The 17,129-nt window shown below is 51.9% G+C and carries 11 protein-coding genes; 7 read left to right on the forward strand and 4 right to left on the reverse strand.

Going from position 1 to position 17,129, the window contains the following annotated elements; all coding sequences use genetic code 11:
* Window positions 1-10: 10 nt before the first annotated feature.
* From GSF01_RS27475 to GSF01_RS27490, 4 genes are all read right to left on the reverse strand, one after another.
* Window positions 11-3,355, reverse strand: a complete 3,345-nt coding sequence (locus GSF01_RS27475; protein ID WP_159888450.1) for a hypothetical protein — start codon at window positions 3,353-3,355, stop codon at window positions 11-13.
* Window positions 3,339-5,108, reverse strand: a complete 1,770-nt coding sequence (locus tag GSF01_RS27480) for a hypothetical protein (protein WP_159888451.1) — start codon at window positions 5,106-5,108, stop codon at window positions 3,339-3,341. Before GSF01_RS27480 ends, GSF01_RS27475 begins: the two co-directional genes overlap by 17 nt.
* Window positions 5,109-5,673: 565 nt before the next feature.
* The gene (locus GSF01_RS27485) at window positions 5,674-5,835 is read right to left on the reverse strand and encodes a hypothetical protein (protein ID WP_159888452.1); all 162 of its coding nucleotides are present in this window, start codon (window positions 5,833-5,835) and stop codon (window positions 5,674-5,676) included.
* Entirely contained in the window at window positions 5,832-6,710 is an 879-nt protein-coding gene (locus GSF01_RS27490) for a helix-turn-helix transcriptional regulator (RefSeq protein ID WP_159888453.1), read from the reverse strand. The genes GSF01_RS27485 and GSF01_RS27490 overlap by 4 nt, the downstream gene beginning before the upstream one ends.
* Window positions 6,711-6,838: 128 nt before the next feature.
* On the opposite strand from GSF01_RS27490, the gene GSF01_RS27495 reads away from it, so the two are divergent.
* From GSF01_RS27495 to GSF01_RS27525, 7 genes are all read left to right on the forward strand, one after another.
* Window positions 6,839-8,380, forward strand: coding sequence for an extracellular solute-binding protein (locus GSF01_RS27495; protein ID WP_159888454.1), 1,542 nt, complete (start codon window positions 6,839-6,841; stop codon window positions 8,378-8,380).
* Window positions 8,381-8,424: 44 nt separating this feature from the next.
* A complete protein-coding gene (locus GSF01_RS27500; RefSeq protein ID WP_159888455.1) occupies window positions 8,425-9,369 on the forward strand; it encodes an ABC transporter permease in 945 nt (314 codons plus the stop codon).
* 2 nt (window positions 9,370-9,371) lie between these two features.
* Window positions 9,372-10,268 (forward strand): carbohydrate ABC transporter permease, encoded by an 897-nt coding sequence (locus GSF01_RS27505; protein WP_159888456.1) that lies wholly within the window; start codon window positions 9,372-9,374, stop codon window positions 10,266-10,268.
* Between the two features lie 25 nt (window positions 10,269-10,293).
* Window positions 10,294-11,706: a hypothetical protein gene (locus tag GSF01_RS27510; protein WP_159888457.1), complete on the forward strand. Its 1,413-nt coding sequence runs from the start codon at window positions 10,294-10,296 to the stop codon at window positions 11,704-11,706.
* Between the two features lie 23 nt (window positions 11,707-11,729).
* Complete coding sequence (locus GSF01_RS27515) at window positions 11,730-12,647, forward strand: dihydrodipicolinate synthase family protein (protein WP_159888458.1); 918 nt, start codon at window positions 11,730-11,732, stop codon at window positions 12,645-12,647.
* Between the two features lie 392 nt (window positions 12,648-13,039).
* Window positions 13,040-16,528 (forward strand): S-layer homology domain-containing protein, encoded by a 3,489-nt coding sequence (locus tag GSF01_RS27520; RefSeq protein ID WP_159888459.1) that lies wholly within the window; start codon window positions 13,040-13,042, stop codon window positions 16,526-16,528.
* A gap of 110 nt (window positions 16,529-16,638) precedes the next feature.
* Window positions 16,639-16,947 carry a Dabb family protein gene (locus GSF01_RS27525; protein WP_407945805.1) on the forward strand — a complete coding sequence of 103 codons (309 nt, stop codon included), beginning with the start codon at window positions 16,639-16,641 and terminating at the stop codon, window positions 16,945-16,947.
* Window positions 16,948-17,129: the final 182 nt, after the last annotated feature.

Below are 17,129 nucleotides of genomic sequence, written 5' to 3' on the forward strand. Positions count from 1 at the left end.
GCCTTCGAAGTTAGTGGGTAAGGGCAACCGGCTTTTCCTGATAAGGCTTGAAATGCTGGATATGAACGCTGACGGGACCCTCGACATCGCGGCGCAAATGAAAAACACGGAATCGGTCCTCCAGGAAGCTGAACTTCCGCCGGAACAAGGTGGCGATCTGCGGATTGGCCGTTGTGAAAAACAGCTGCGTACCGCGCGTAATTGTGAGCTGTCTCAGGAAGTCAAGCAAACCGAGCACATTCAGCTCATCCAGGTTGGCGACGGGCTCATCCAGCAGCAGAAACTGCGGAGCCGACTCCATCACGAGATGCATAATGAAAAAGATCGCCAGAAGCACGGAGGTACGCTGACCCGTACTCATCTGGTAAAGGGCGCATGGAGCCCCGCTGCCTCTGCGCTTGGCCTCGATCCGGTTGTCCGCTGTCCATTCCAATCCCTCGAATTCGTTGGGCGCGTGCAGGGCAACGAAGAGCCGGCTGATGGCTTCGAAATTGCTGCGAACGAAATCATCCCCATAGTCGGTCAGGCTCCTTAACTCCGACAAGACACGCACGGCCCGGTCGCAGCGCTCCTTCTTAACGTTCGCTACCTCCAGCCTGTTCATCAGCTCAGCTACCTCCTGCGCTTTCCGCTCCACTAGAACGAGCGGTTCTAGCGCCTGCTCGAGCTCCTCTGCCGCCAGCATCAGCTTCTGAAAAGTTAATCGCCACTCGTTCCATGACTGATGGTCCGGAAGCCGCACGTTTAATTCCTCCAGGCGGGAGCAGGCTCGCCGGCATTCGCCGATGCGATGCAGGCGAAGCTTAAGTTGCTGCTCCTGAGTGGACAGACTCTCGATCTGGTCGGTTAACGCTTGCCGTTGAACTTCAGTCTGCCTGGCCCTGTCCTGAACAGCTGCATAGTCCAGTCGAGCCATCTCAACCTTCTCGAGAAGGTCGTCCAGCCCTTGCTTGAATAGAGCAGACAGCTGCAAAGCGCCCGTAAGCTCCGAGTCTTCAAGCGGGAGATAGGGGGCCAGAAGCGCATCGCCCAGAAGCTCCTTCAGTTCGCGAATGGAGGAAATCGTAATGCCGCGCTCATCGAGCGCCTGAGCTTGCCGCCGCATATCGATCAGCGAGCGGGTATGGCTGTCGATTCGCTCTCTGATCCGGATTAAGACGTGCTGAACGGCTTGCAAGCCGGAGCCGCTGTCCAGCGCTGACGCTTCCTCGATATCGCGGCGGTCAAGCAAGTATTCGCGTGCTTCGGCAAGCTGCTCCAGTAGTTTAAGCGCATGGCGCAGCCGCCTGTACTCCGAGTCGATGGCTTCCAGCTTGATCTTGTCCTGTTCGATCTCTGTCAATCGTTCGGTCAGCTCGTTGTCGTTCGCCTGCAGGCTGGAGTCGATGGCTTGCGTGAGAACCTGCGTCGTTTCGTGGTCATGACCGCATAATGGGCAATGTGACGGATTCGGCTGCAGCTGGAGAGCAAGCCGGGCTGTTGCTTTCAGCTCCGCAAGAAGCTTCTGGAGCCGGCCGGTTTGTTCCTTAAGCTTCTCGGCCTGCTCACTCGCTTGATTCAGAGCCTCCTGGGTCAACGCGCGGCTGGTCTCCAGAGCTCTCAATCGTGCCCGAAGCCCGGTAATGTCCGTATCCGTTAGTGGGTGTGCCGTCAGATGACCGTACAGGTTGTCGACATCCGACAAGAGGCTGAGCGCGGATTCCAAGGATAGGATCCGCTCCTCGATGCGCTCCCGAGCCAGACGGGAATCGCGCTGGTCGATAAGATAGGACAATTCCTTTAGCCGCTCGGAGAGCCTCAGGAAAGCATCCTGTTCACCGCGAAGTCGACTAAACTCGTTCCAGCGCAGCCGAACCGTCTCCTCCCATTCGGAGCTGCTCGGAAGCTTTTCCAGCTGTCGCTTTAGCTCTGCAAACTGTGCCTGCAGGCCGCTGAGCGAAGCCTTGCCGGCTTGTTCCTGTTCGTTCAACTGCTGGATGGTGGAGATGTCCGGCGGCTCCTGTCTGGCGAACGGCTCGCTGGCAATATCCAGCTCATGAAGCAGCGGCTTCATATGGTGCAGCCACTGCTCGATTTCGGTCAAGCTGGAGCCTTCCTCCGGGACCGGATAGCTGAACATGCTTTGTCGCATCCACTTGCTCACCTGCTGCAGCTGAGCGTGCGCTCGTCCCTTCAGCAGCTCGCTGTCCTGTACGCCTTCGCTGAACTTGCTTTGCAAGTCGGCGGCTAGCTCCTGGCAATCCTCATTCAGCTTCCTGCCCAGCTTCCGGAATTCCTCCACGTGCTGCCTCCAGCACTGCTCGTACCTCTCGAGCTGCTCGCCGAATATGACGCGGGCGAAGGCGGCGCGATAATCGACCTTGCCCGCAGAGCCGAAGCAAAACTGATGAACGGCTTCAGAGGAGAAGTAATTGTACTGGTGAAAAGCGCTGTTCAGCTGGCTATGTGCGCGCGGGCTTACCTTGTGCCTGTAGTAGGCGGTCTCCCGCTGTCTTTTTTCCTCCTGCTGGGGAGTGCCCAGAAACGGAGCTTCGCCGTCAGCTTGAAAGAACACACGTCCGTTCCAGCTTTCCTCCGCATGTCTGTCGGCCAGCAGATTTCTCTGTATCGAGCCGGTAAAGGCTAGCTCTATGCTCTCCAGCACGGAGGTTTTTCCCATCCCGTTGGGGCCGGCCAGCAGATTGACTTGGGTAAATTGAAGCGGCGGCACGTTCGCCAGCACATGCGGGCGAAACGCATTGCCGAAATCCAGCGCGGCGAGCGGACCGACAGGCCGTACGACCGGAGTAGAGGCTGCGGCAGGCTCAATCGGAGCATGGCCGGAGCGGGCGCCCATCTCCACATAGGACTTCACAGGCTGTGATCGAAAGTCCTCCAGACAAAACAGGAGCCCCTCGGAGGCAAGCTGTTGCTGCCAGTCCTGCAGCGGGTTACCGGCCGCCGATCCTCCGAGGCTGTCCGGAATTTTGGCCATCGGCAGCTTGTCGGCAAGCTGGTCGAAGGAAATGACCGATTTTTTCCCGAACCGTTTGCCTCGTTGTATAAGGGTCAAGCGATCAGCCGTTATGCAGGTCATATCCGGTACGACGAACACGATATACAGATTCCAGCTCCAATCGCCCTTCAGCCGGAAATAATAAGGAGAGATAACCTCGTCTTCAAAGCGGCGGAAGCTGTCAGCGCTTTCCGATATGGCGTCGAACAGCTCCAATGGCGCAGGGATGATCAGGTATTTGCCGAGCTTGATGCCCTGCCAGCTGTGAAGCGTTTCGTACAGCTCATAGGATTCGCCGAACATGTGCTTGCCGACAAAGGTCAGTCCGCAGCCGCGAATCGCTTCAATCCAATTCGGCATCGATCAAGGTGCCTCCTTCGGTAAATTCGGTGGTATGGTTCGAATGCACAGGCGTTGTCCATTGTTCCGAGAAGTCGGGATAATGAATCGTTTCGCCGCTCAGGCTGTGCGAGAAGACGCAAATATGGTCGTCCAGGAACAGCTCGAGCCCCGGCATAGCCTGATAAATGCTGTCAACCATGCGTTTCATCTTCGTCTGATCCGCCTGATCGGCATACATCACGAGCGCCCCGGACCTTTCGTTCCCTGACCGCGGCAGCAGGTTAAACGGAGCGCCGCTCCTGCCCAGTTGAAGCCGGAATTCTCCTTGGAACCTCTTCAGCTGATTGGGCAGCGAGTCCTTTCGCTGCAGGCAGCGAATGAGCCGAACGACCCTTCCCGCCTCCTGCTGACGCCCCTGCTCGCAATGATCGTCAATGTGGTGGCTGATTCTGGGGCTTTGCTCCTGCTCCGACAGCGATAATTGTCCGCCCTCCAGATGACCGAGGCAATAGCCGAAGAACCGGTCTCGATCCTCGACCGATGCCGTCAGCGGGTAAGCGAAGTCTCCGGCCGCCTCCTCCGCCAGCGGGGCGGGCAGCTCTGTCGGAAAGGTCAGCTCCGCCGCTTCCCAGCTTTCTCCCGTACCGGTCGGAATAAAGGCTTTCTCCGCATGAACGTTAGCTCGCGGCCGGGCAAGCTCCGCGCCTCCGTCATACGGCTTGGTTAGCAGGATGAGCTGAAGATGCTCCGTCTTGACGGCAAACCAAACCTTAAACTTCTTCTTGGGCTGAAAGCCGAGCCCGAGTCCGTGCCTCAAGTTGCGCGTCCGAACTTCCCGAAGCTGCTCGTTCCAGCTGCGCTGACCGTCCAGACTCATAAACCGGCGGTAAATAGAGGACCAAGGATTGCGAATCGTAAGCGGCGGGCCTTCCGCACTGTGAACGGTCGTTCCGCTGGCCCAATTGCTCGTTATGTATATCGTATCTCTAGCAGAGGTATTACCGAACATCTGGTTGCGCAAGGCTGCGATATTCGAATCCCGGGGGTCCGGGTTCAGCTGCGGGTGCAGGATGAGGTAACGCCGCTGCTCCCGGTTCGGAAAGAAGATGCTGCCGCTCCGGATGTCGGGATGGAAGGCGTCTGCGCATAAGATCGAGAATAGCTGATTGGCCGACTGCTCGCCGAACACGATCACCTTATTGCCCAGGGAAAGCCCTGCTCCCTCGCAAAGAAAGTGCGGGTCGCTCATTCTTTGCATTTTCAATTGGGGAACCAGACACAGCCTGTCGCCTTCCTTGGAGAGAAACACGTAGAGCAGGAAGTTAACGAATCGGCTCTCCCGCATCCCCTCAAGCGGTCTTCTCCCGACGATGGCATGATCTCCCCATTGCATCATATGGTCTTCGAAGGAGTCTAATGACACCCCTTGGCAGCCGAGACACCAAAGCGTATTCGGGCGGGGCTGCAGGGAAGGCGTATGTAGAATCTCATGAACAAGCTCAAGCGGGATGCAATATTCCGGCGTCATAAACAAATCGGCCCGTTCCTGGTGAGCCAGCCGGAGCGCTTCCCGGCATTTATCCGGATGACTGGGGGTGGTATGCCGTACGCCATCGTAAGGATCGGCAGTCAGCTGTTCCATGGGCTGCATCCGCAATAGACGAAAAGGGGAATCGTTTTCAATATTCAGAAAATGAAAAGGAGGTACGACCCGGGCGCCCTCCACCTGATCCGCAAAGCAATCCGCGATGGCCATGATCGATATCGTCACCGATAGACACTCCCATATATTGGCGTAGTAATCCAAGGAATACAATATTAACATATCACTAAAGTCACAGGAAATAAATAGGGGGATGAGAGAGGTAGAAGTTAGCCCCGGCAAACAAATTTTCGGATGTTTTTCACTTTCCCTACCTGCGGATGTCTACTTAGTAAATCGTCCTCGTTAGCGGTCCAAGTGTGGCTTTTGGCGTTTTTCCTGCGAATGGCCAGGAAGTTGTAAGGGCTTCCTGAAGTAAATGGTGAAGCCCTTTGCCGGGCTGTCGGAACAAAGCTTGACGCACTCTCCCCGATTTCGATCCGGAAAACCAACCTGGCTGAACACATGCCGCCGTATAAGCAAAGTCGCTCCTTGAACAAGGGAAGCATATCGATCGGCCCTGTTGCCGTAACGAAGCAACAGTACTTTTCTACCGCTCAAGTACATAAAGTGTGCTCGCTTTCCTACGATATCGGCGCCTGTTTTGAGCAAGACCCGCCTGCTTTCCGTTAGGTAGTTGGGTCCGTAATAGTCGTCATCGTCAAATTTAGCGATGAGACCGTATCGGGATAAGTCAACCCCGTAATTCAGACAGCTGCCAAGCGATATTTGCTCCGGCAAGCCAGGGTAACGGCATATCCACAAATTGAAGAATATGCACAGCGCCTATAACAACTAAAGAAGCAGCCCGCTCGGTATGGATCAATTGCATCTTGAATGCTCGCCATTTTCTCATGGAAGCGGTTCCTCTTTAAAGGCAATCGAATAATACTGCTTCGGACTGATGCCGAACTTGTTTTTAAACAGCCTGTAAAAATTGCAATAATCCCCGAACCCGCAATGTTTATAAACCTCCGTGATAGGAATCCCTCGAACAATCAACACCTTCGCATATTCCAAGCGCTTCTCAATAATAAATTTATACATGGTGATTCCTGTATACTTCCTGAACCTTCGGTTCAAATTATATTTATTCAGGTAGAACCGCTCGGCAATATGATCAAGGGACAAGTCGTTCTGAAAATTACGGGATATATAGTTCAACACGGAATCGATGAGCAGATCCTGCTCCATATTTTCGGTTTGGAACAGCATATTGAAATGCATATTGATGCTGTTGATCTGCACGAGTAGCTGTTCCAAATAAGACCGCAGCATGACGTCCTTGCCATAAAAGTCCATATTGGAGTTTTGGTACAAATAGTCGAATGCCGCTTTAATATGATCGTACGTCGTCACATCAGGGGTAATGAGCCGTATTTTTGAATCGGCGGTGAAGCAGGAGCGTAAGTCGGTTTCCTCAGTGCAAAGCTCATTTAAAAAATCCTTGTTGATCCATAATACCATTCGATTAAAAACCTTATGAGCATCGTTGACGATCGGATAATGAGTTTCGCCTGCATTGATCAACAAAATATCGCCCGGATGAATTTTATACTTCACATCATTCACAATATAAGTCACTTCACCGGATAGAAAAAAGAAGATTTCATAAAAATCATGCTGATGGGGACCCGCCTTATCGATTCGCTCGTCGTAATAATGAAAAATTTTGAAATTCGTAGATATCGAGGCGTACTTGGGCTTGGGGATCACCATTTTCGCATTCATAAGCGAAATCTCCTTTCGTCTACTTATCACTAAACGCAATCTAATAGTCACTATTAGCATTTTAATAGAGAGCAGTCCGAATTACAATAAATAAGTCAGCTCAACTTAACTGCTAAGGGGGAACATCTATGAAGAAGCTCTTGCCCATGGTTACAACGATGCTCTTGGTCGCACCTGTGTTAAACGGATGCCAAACAGCAGTATCACCGGAAAGTGCCGGAACGGCTGAAAAGACGAACGAACCCGTGAAGATCGTGACGATCTCGGGAAATAACGCGCAGGACAAGCCTAGCGAACAGCGCGACAAGGTGCATACGAAGTTGAAAGAGGCTACCGGAGTCGACTTGCAGCTTGTGATGGTGCCGTCGGGACAAGTTACACAGAAGGCCAACTTAATGATGTCCGCCAAAGAGCAATTGGATGTCATTCCGGGAGTGCCGCTGCTGGATGCGATTAAATTAAGTAAAAGCGGTGCGATCCACACGATCAGCAAGGCGGAACTCGACAAATACCCGAACCTGAAGAATTCGGCATCGCCGGAAGCTTGGGCAAGCGTCTTGTACGGCGATCAATACCTTGGCGTACCGCTGCAGGTGGCACAGACGATCCCGGCCTTTGTCCAGGTACGTATGGATTGGCTGAAGAAGCTTAATATGCCAGTGCCGACAACCATGGACGAATATGTAGCTATGCTGAAAAAGTTCAAAGAAAACGATCCCGACGGTAACGGAAAAGCGGATACCGTTCCACTGATGGCTACGAGCATTGCGGAGCTGGAACAGGCCATGCTGCCGTTCTTCGGCAAATCGGGCGCTTACTGGTGGTTTGATGAAAGCGATAACAAGTTGAAGCCGTACGAGCTGGCTCCAGGGTATACCGCCTTCCTGAAAACGATGAAGGACTGGACGGATCAAGGTTACCTGTACAATCAAATCGGCACGACGAAGCTTCAGGACCAACTCGTTTTTGTGACTCAAAACAAGGTGGGAAGCACCGCCTCCTGGTGGACGAGATTTCTGTACAACGGCATCGAGGTTCTGGCAAATTCGATTCCCGATGTGGATTTCCAACCGATTACCTTGACCGGAAGCCCGGATGCTGTAAACAAATACTCGGTCGCACAACCGGCGAAGGTGGTCAGTTTAATTACAGCTTCCAGCAAACATCCGGAGAAGGCGTTGGAATATCTGGATTATACGACTTCGGAAGAAGGGCAGAAGCTGTCGCTGTACGGAATCGAGGGTGAGAACTACAACGTGAAGCCGAACGGGCAGATCGAGATTAATTCCGACAAGCCAACGGATTGGACTACGGCCCAATACTACCAGCTTTATAACATTCATGAAGGCTTCGGAAGCTGGAGAAAAAGCCCGTGGCCGCTTGACACATGGACCTACAACTTAATGAATAAGCTGAATGTCACGATCAAATCGCTGCCGACCTTCACGCCTCCGGACGTGCTTACGCCGTATGACAACAGCAAATTCCAGTCGCAAAGTAAAATGAATGACTTGAACACGCTGCTGACCGAGGCCAAAGGCAAAGTATTTAACGGAACGATGAAGGCTGACGAGTGGGATAAAGTTATGAAGCAGTGGCTTGCCCAAGGCGGACAGCAGCTTATCGAGGATAAGACGGTGCAATATCTGGAGTTTAAGAAAAATCAATGACCTGACTTTTCTGCAAGTAACAGCTTAGATGGTGGTGATCTACGATGAACAGGAATGCGGAGGCGACAAGAACCAATAAGTTGATCACCGGTTTCAAAAGGTATTGGCTCATTTATTTGATGATGCTGCCGGGCTTTCTGTACCTGATCATATTTCAATATATTCCGATGTACGGGATTATTATTGCCTTTCAAGATTTCAAGCCGTTCGGCGGCATCGAGTCGATCATCTTCAATCCGGATTGGGTAGGGTTGAAGCACTTTCGGGATTTTTTCAGCTCCTATTATTTTACGCGCCTGCTGACCAATACGCTGCTTATCAGCGTGTATAAACTGGTGCTGAGCTTTGCCTCGGCGATTTTGCTGGCGCTTCTGATCAACGAAGTAAGAAATAAGAGGTTTAAGAAGATCGCACAATCGATCTCGTACCTCCCGCATTTTTTGTCAGCGGTTATTATTGCGGGGCTGGTGAGCTTTATATTATCCCCGTCGGGCGGACCTATTAATGGGATCATGCAGGCGTTAGGCTCGCAGCCGATCGACTTCTTGGGCAACGAAAACTACTTCAGAAGCATCTTGGTCGTAACCCACGTCTGGGCGTCGGTAGGCTGGGGCAGCATTGTGTACCTTGCCGCTCTTGCTGGTACGCCGGTGGAATTGTACGAAAGCGCCGATCTGGACGGAGCGTCACGTTTTCAGAAAATGTGGTACATCAGTATCCCGTCCATTTCACACATCATTATTATTTTGTTAATTCTGGATCTCGGCAATATCCTGGATGCGGGGTTCGAACAGGTGCTGCTCTTGTACTCGCCAGGCGTTTACAGCGTTGGGGATATTATCGATACGTATGTATACCGCGAAGGGCTATTGAACGCGAACTATTCGTATGCTTCGGCCATCGGATTATTTAAGAATGTGGTGGCGCTTGTGCTCATCCTGCTGGCTAATAAGGGAGCCAAAATGTTCGGGGATAAGGGGGTATGGTAACTATGCAGCACAGTAAAACAATGAAACCGCGCAAGCGGAAAATCGAAATGTTTGACATTGTCAATTATTCTGTGCTTTCCTTGTTCAGCTTGGCCATTATCATCCCTTTTATCTTCATTATTAACCAGTCTGTGATGAGGAACGAGGATATTCTTACGTATGGGTATACACTGATTCCCAAATCGATTTCTTTCTCGGCGTACCACTATTTACTCGTCGAAAACAGCGCCATGCTGCGCGCCTTTCTCGTCAGTGTCGGCGTAACGGGCTTCGGAACGTTCTTAAATGTGCTGGTAACCAGCATGTTTGCCTATGGTCTGTCGAAGAAGAACTTGCCTTATCGTAATTTTTTTACCATTTTGCTGTTTATTACGATGCTCTTTAACGGCGGACTTATTCCGAAGTATTTGCTCATTTCGTCCATCGGCTTAAAGGATACGTACCTCGCCTTGATTCTTCCGGGATTAATGAGCGCGTGGAACACATTGATTTTACGCAACTTTTTCTCGGCGATTCCGGATAGCCTGATTGAATCCGCGCATCTGGACGGAGCGAATGAGTATAAAATTTTCTCGTCGATCATACTCCCGTTGTCGAAGGCGGCGCTGGCGACGATTGGGCTCTTCTACGCGGTGGCACATTGGAATAATTGGTTTAACGCGGCGATCTTTATTACGGATAAGAACAAGTGGCCGATGCAGCTGCTGCTGAAGGAAATGCTGGACGCGATCCATGTAGCCGCGAGTTCCGGAGCGGTCGATTCGATTGCCAATACGCTGCCGACGGAAAGCGTCAAAGCCGCGGCGATCATCATTACCACATTCCCGATTGTGATGGTATATCCGTTTGTTCAGAAATACTTTGTCAAGGGAGTTATGATCGGTTCGGTCAAGGGTTAACTTTATAGGAATTGTGGAGGTTATCATGGAAAAGAAGCTTTTATTATTAGATACTGCGGTGATCAAGAAATTTGAAAATATGACCATCAAGCCGGGCGAGATTAAAAAGAGCTCGCATAACCCGCTGTTTACCGAGGATTTCTTCTCGAACCCGCCCCGTCCATGGGAGGTTCGTTACGATAACGGATACCCGAACGTGTTCTACGATGAAGCATATAAGATTTACCGCTGTTATTATACCTTGTTCGTGATCGATCAGGTGTCAGCAACGACCCCGCTGGACAAGCGCAGAGGGAATCAGTACGTCCCTAGGCCAGGACGCGAGACCGGACTTGCGTACGCTTACTCGGAAGACGGGATCAACTGGATCAAGCCAAGTCTGGGCACGGTGGAGTTCCAGGGCAGCACCGACAACAACCTGATCATGCTGGACGCACACGGGGCATCCGTATTCCGAGACCCTCGCGAAACCGATCCGGCCAAACGCTACAAAATGATGCTTCGTCTGGACGAGGACCCGAGGCTGCTTGCAGCTTCGTTCTCGCCGGACGGCGTCCATTGGTGCGAGCCGATTCCGTGGGAGCCGCGGGTTCGCGTGATCAAGGCCGACACCCACAATTTTGCTTATTGGGATGAGCATTTAGAGAAGTATGTGCTGATCTCCCGCCATTGGACCCGGAATTTGCGCAATGTGGTCCGCAGCGAAAGCGATGATTTTATAAACTGGAGCAAGCCGGTGGAGGTATTTAAGGGAGACGGGCTGGACGATCAAATCTATTCGATGCCGATCTTCCGTTATGCCGACTTGTACCTTGGACTTGCAACCATTTACCATGACGGGGACCGCGAGCTTGCGCACTGGGATAAGGTTGACTGCGAGCTGACCTTCAGCGGAGACACCTTGTCCTGGAGCCGGGTTTGCTCAGGAGTTCCGGTTATCCCGCGCGGAAAAGGCGAATACCCGGATGGGGACTACGATAGCGGGTGCATTTATCCGAGTATTCCAGTCGTCCATCCAGACCGGATCGATTTTTATTATATGGGCGGCAACGGGCAGCATACCAACTTCCGCGAAACGAGCCTGAACGTGGCGTCGATTGGGATCGACCGGTTTGCCGGCTATGAGCCCGTCGATAAACTGCGGGAGGGAACATTGGAAACTTCCATGTTAACCACGACGGGAGGATGCCTGTGTCTAACCGCGGACATCTGGGAAGATGGCTATGTGAAGGTGGAAATCCGTGATCGGGACGGAAATCCGGTGGACGGTTACCGTTTTGAAGAGTTTCAAACGATTACGGAAACGATGACCGACGGCGCGGTGCTATGGAACAAGTATGACGAGTTGGGAAGTCATGAACAAGGGTTCAAGATTGGCTTTAAAGTGAAGAATGCCAGGCTGTATGCGATCAAAGGCCGCATTGCTTTGAAAGGCTAGAACAACTTCAGGAGATGGTTACGATGAAACCGTACGATGTAGACAAATTCAAGGGCATTATTATTGCGATGTATGCTTGCTACGATGAGCATGGGGACGTATCCCTGGCAGCTGTGAAGAAGCTGGCCCGCCATTATGTCAACGTCGGCGTAAAAGGCTTGTACGTCGGCGGAAGCACAGGCGAAGGGATGCTGCAAAGCGCTGCCGAACGCAAGCTTGTGCTTGAGGCGGTGATGGAGGAGGTTCGCGGGGAGCTGGCGGTGATCGTGCATGTCGGCGCGCCTTCGACACGGGAGAGCGTAGAGCTTTCACAACATGCGGAATCGGTTGGCGCAGATGCGATATCCGCGGTGCCGGCGATTTATTACCGACTGTCGCCTGCCAGCGTGGAGAAGCATTGGCAGGAGATGATCGACAGCACGTCGCTGCCGTTTATCATCTACCATATTCCGCAGACGACAGGCTTCCAGCTCTCAACTTCGCTTCTTACGAAGATGGCTGCTCAAGAGAAGGTGATCGGGGTGAAAATTTCTTCGGAAAGCACCTACGAGCTGCAGCAGTTCAAAGCGGCGGGCGGACCCGATTTCCTCGTGTTCAACGGTCCCGACGAACAGTACTTGGCAGGCCGAAGCATCGGTGCGGACGGGGGAATTGGAGGCACGTACGGCATTATGCCGGAGCTGTTCATGAAAATAGAACAATGCTTTGCCGACGGCCAAATGGAAGAAGCCCGGGAGTGGCAATTCCGCGTGAACGAAATTATTTCTGAACTGCTTGCCACGGTTTCCTTATACGGCGCTTGCAAAGCGATATTGAAGCTTCGTGGTCTTGATATCGGCGCCCCACGGCTGCCGCTGCTGCCAATCCCTGATGGCGATATGGAGCGTGTGTCCAAGCTGAACGCTAAGATCTTGAGCTATATTGCGCAATCCAGGGCATAAGTAGTCCTTGGCTCATCGCAGAGGCGGTGAAGTACTCGATTCAAGGCGAAGAAATTTTCGCTAACCCTATGGAAATCACGACCAAGCGCCGGGAGGGTCACCGTTGTAGGCCGAATTCAATGCCATAGCTATGGGATAGGCCGGGTGTTTGTTATATTTTAGTAATTCTATATCTCACATAGGCTAAGCCAGTCCTGTTTCTTAGGGGGACTGGCTTTTTTGCGATAAAGCGAGGCCAGCTTCCGTAAGGGCACATGCTAGGTCTAACACATATCTTCCAACCATGTGTAGAACTACTAAAATAATGGTATATTTATTTACCTATTTCTTCTATAATTAGACCGACTTCATAGAAATAGCATCGAATACATCATTTGGAGGCATAAGGGCGTATGAATAAGGGATTTACTCGAAGAATGGTCACTTATCTTGCGGCAGGGACCATGCTGACAAGCTTGGTTCTCCCAGCTATGGCGTCCGAAGCTAAGCAAGGCGCGATTTTTACGGATACGCATCAGTCTTTTGCGGAGCATGAAATAACGGAATTGGCCAGTCAAGGCATCCTCTCGGGATACCCGGACGGAACATTTCAGCCTGCGAAATTGATCACCCGCGCGGAGCTGGCCAAGATATTAGTCTTGAGTCAAGGACTTGCGGAGGAACCGGATAAGGCTGAGCCGTTCTTGGATGTAAGCAAGGACAGCTGGTATCGAGGTTACGTGGGGGCTTTGACTGCAAGCGGTCTGACGAAGGGGACCTCGGAGCATAGCTTTTCTCCGGATGCTCACGTGACAAGGGAGGAGCTCATTGTCTTTTTTATTCGTTCCTTGGGATTGGAGAAAGAAGCAGGTCAATTTCGAGAGTCTCCATCCTTTGCCGACTACGCCGATGTGGCAGACTGGGCTAAGCCCGCTGTTGCGATATCCTCACGGATCGGACTCGTCAACGGTATCGGTAATCCCGACGGTACGCTTAGCTTCAAACCTAAGCAGCCGGCTGATCGTCAGGCTATGGCGAGGCTGACCTATGAATACAAGATGAATCAAGCGGACTATAGAGCCAAGACCAAAGCATTGATAGAGGAGCAAGAACAGACAGCAGGAGATACTCCGGTTATTCAATCGGCGACAGCTGTCTCCTCCACGACCGTAGAGCTCACCTTTGCCTTACCCGTTCAGGACGTCAATAAGTCGCAGTTTTCCTTCGACCCGAAATTGGAAATAAAGGAGTCTGCTTTAAAAGCTGGGAGCAATAAGATCGTCGTGCTGACGACTGCGGCTCAAAGCGCGGGTCAGGTGTATAAGCTCAGCTATAAGGGGAAAGCAACAGGACTCAGTATAACAGGCATAGGCACACCGTTAGTTGGCGGAGGCGGCGGGGGTGGAGGCGGTGGCGGTGGGGGAACTCCTGCCGCGTCCACAGCCGAACAGCTGCTTGCAAGCGGAAAACCGCAGACCTCGATTACAATCAGCAAAACGGGCACCTACGGACCAGCTGATGGAGCGGTTACGACAGTTCAGGAACTGATCGTGGACCCGGGTCCCGACGGTGAAGTGACGTTGCAAAATATCCACCCGGAGCGGTTATTCGTCAGGTCGGGAAGTGCCAATTCCATCAAGCTGAGAAATACGATCGTCAAGCAGCTAAAGGTTCATACCTTAAATAATAACGGTAAAGAAGTAAGGATCGAGGCTCAACAAGGAACGGCTATTACGGAAACGGAAGTTTCCTCTCAGACGATCCTGGAATCTTCGTCGGCAGAAGGGAAATTTGGAGCCATCAAGCTTACAGCTTCAGCAGAGGGCAAGATCATTACGTTGAAGGGTCGGTTTGACAGCGAGGTAACGTCCGAGGCACCAGGGGTCGTGCTTAAAGCAGCCCCTCCGGCCAGTGGAAGTGGAGTGGATCAGACTGCTATCCGACTGCTCATATTGAAAGCTAACGCAGCGGTAAGCACCGATGAGGCCGCGGCTTGGGGAGCGATAAGGATGGCTTCCCCTAAAATGGAGCTTCGGCTGGACGGCAAAGGAAGGATCGGACAGGTGTACGTCGCGGGCGAAGCAGGAGATTCCAAACTTCATGTTGGGGCAGGCGTTCGGTTGAATACGTTGACGAGCGATGCAGCCTTAGCTGTTACCGGAGACCCCGAGTCTATCGCCAACCTGTTTATTGAAGGAGGGGTCACGCCTCAGATTGATCCGGACCTAGCAGCAAGTGCCAAGATGAAAGCTATTCAGCGGGTGAATGATTTATATAATTCACTTAACGCTATTGTTAACTATGAGTTACTGGTCTCCAAAATGGAGGAAGCGAATCAAGCCTTCCAGACCGCCCAGAAACTGGGGGCGACGGTAGGTGATTTGGATACCGGAAGCTTGCAGAGCTACGATAGAGCCAAAGAAACGTACCGGATTTTGAGCGAGATTTTTAATAAGGTGACGCTTGGTTTTAAGGAAGGTGATTCGGCACAGTCGGTAACCAAAGAGCCTCTATGGGGCAACGGGGACGGTCGGGATTACTACGTAGCTTGGACGTCCAGCCATCCTCAATTTATTTCCTCCTTTAATTTTCAACGTCCTGCAGCAGGAGAAGGGGATGCGGAGGTTACCGTCCAAGCCCATATCTACTATAAGGCATACATCATGACTAAATCCTTTGTTGTGACGCTCAAGCAGCATGAAGGGAATATCAAGCACATCAGCAGCTTGCGCTCCGATCTGGTTGCCGTCGAATTCGATTCGCCTATAGTGAGTCCGCAGGCAGCCGAGTTTGATATGGATGGAGGTCTGCAAATAACGAAGGTTACTCATTACCCGCAGTATCCAGACCTTGTCGTTCTGAACGTAGACGGGCAAACGGCCGATAAGCTCTATACCCTGACCTTTAAGGGCAAGGTTCCGGCCCATACCTTTAGGGGCAGCTTGGAGGATAGCTGCTCGGCTACTACTTGCCATCTCCCATCCAGAGGGATCCATGTTCCGATTCCAGGCATATGGGTTGATGGGTCACTGGAAGGCTATGTGAGGGACCGCCTAGGTAAGGAGGTGGCTGGAGCAAGCGTCGTGCTGGAAGGAACGGACCGACAGACGTTAACGAACGAGTGGGGATTCTATAGGTTCGATCAAGTTCCTTCAGGAAAAAGTTATACCTTGACGGTTACTAAGGAAGGGTATACCACGGTGACAACAACTCCCATAACGCTTGGCTCCGGCGAGCCGCGGTCGGTCCAGCCGATCACGCTAACAGGGAAACCGGGTCCCTTTCAAAGCCTGAGCGTTAATTACATTGGGTCTACGTCGGTTAATTTCTATATTTTTATAAATGTTGATGTGGAACAAGTAAAGATATATAAGGACGGTGTGCTGGTGGACAGTTCGAGTTGGTTGTTCGACTCTCTTACTCCGGCTACGACCTATACGTTTGCGTTCCAAGGCTGCAACGAGGCAGGCTGCTCGGAGCCAGAGACGATTGTAGTTACGACCAAAGCCCAGTTGGAGCTTGAAAGCCTCACTCCTTACCACAGCGTGACCGGACAAGTTTATGCCCCCTTGGTAACCGGGGAGGGGCAACGATATGAGCTGCCAAGGGGCTCTCAGGATGCAGATCTGATTCTTATTAAGTTTAAGGCGCCTGCCCACGGTTTAGGCGATGTCACCCCTGAACTTGATTTTGCGGGAGTCGACGTCATTGGCCTGAGCATAGATGGCGCGAACAAAATAAAGGCTTCCAAGCTTGAATGGGGAGGAGAAACATATCTTGCTATACAGCGCTATAAAACAAGTGTACCAACCGTTCAATATATACTAACGGGGCTGAAAATTAAACTCTCGGGCACTTGGTATGACGTTGATTACGTGGATTATATCCTCGATTATAAGTAGAACTTGAACCATCTGTGCTGGAACTCCCGCCGATTTTAAAATGAATAGGCAGATTCGGTAAAATTTGCTATAGTAAGCAGATGAGCTTATTCTTTGAAGGAGGCATACTGATGTCAGAGCGTATTCAGCACATGGTGATCTTTTGCTTGAAGCATCCGAGGGGATCGGCGGAAGCGCAGCAATTTTTGCAGGATGGACGCTCCATCTTGAGCAGCATTCCGACTGTTCAGGATTTCCGCGTCTACGATCAGATCAGCCCCAAGAATGACTTCGACTATGGTTTTGCGATGACTTTCTCTGGTCAAGCGGACTACGATGCCTATAATGAACATCCTCTTCATACCGACTTTGTGGACAACCGCTGGAAGGTAGAAGTGGAACGGTTCCTGGAGATTGACTTCAGCGATTACAGCAAGTAGAACGAGGTTTTTTGCGAGCAGCTCTGGCCCGGTTACCGGGCCAGAGCTGCTTGTGCTTGTGCGCCCGGCATGGGCGATAACTAGGCGGTGCAAGTCCGCTACAGGCTTGGCAGTAGGAACTGTTAGCTGAAGGCAAGGGTGTCGGTCGTGAGGTCGAATCTGAAGGAAGCCGGAAGCAAACC

It is taken from the genome of Paenibacillus puerhi (assembly GCF_009846885.1).
Classification (GTDB): Bacteria; Bacillota; Bacilli; order Paenibacillales; family NBRC-103111; genus Paenibacillus_G; species Paenibacillus_G puerhi.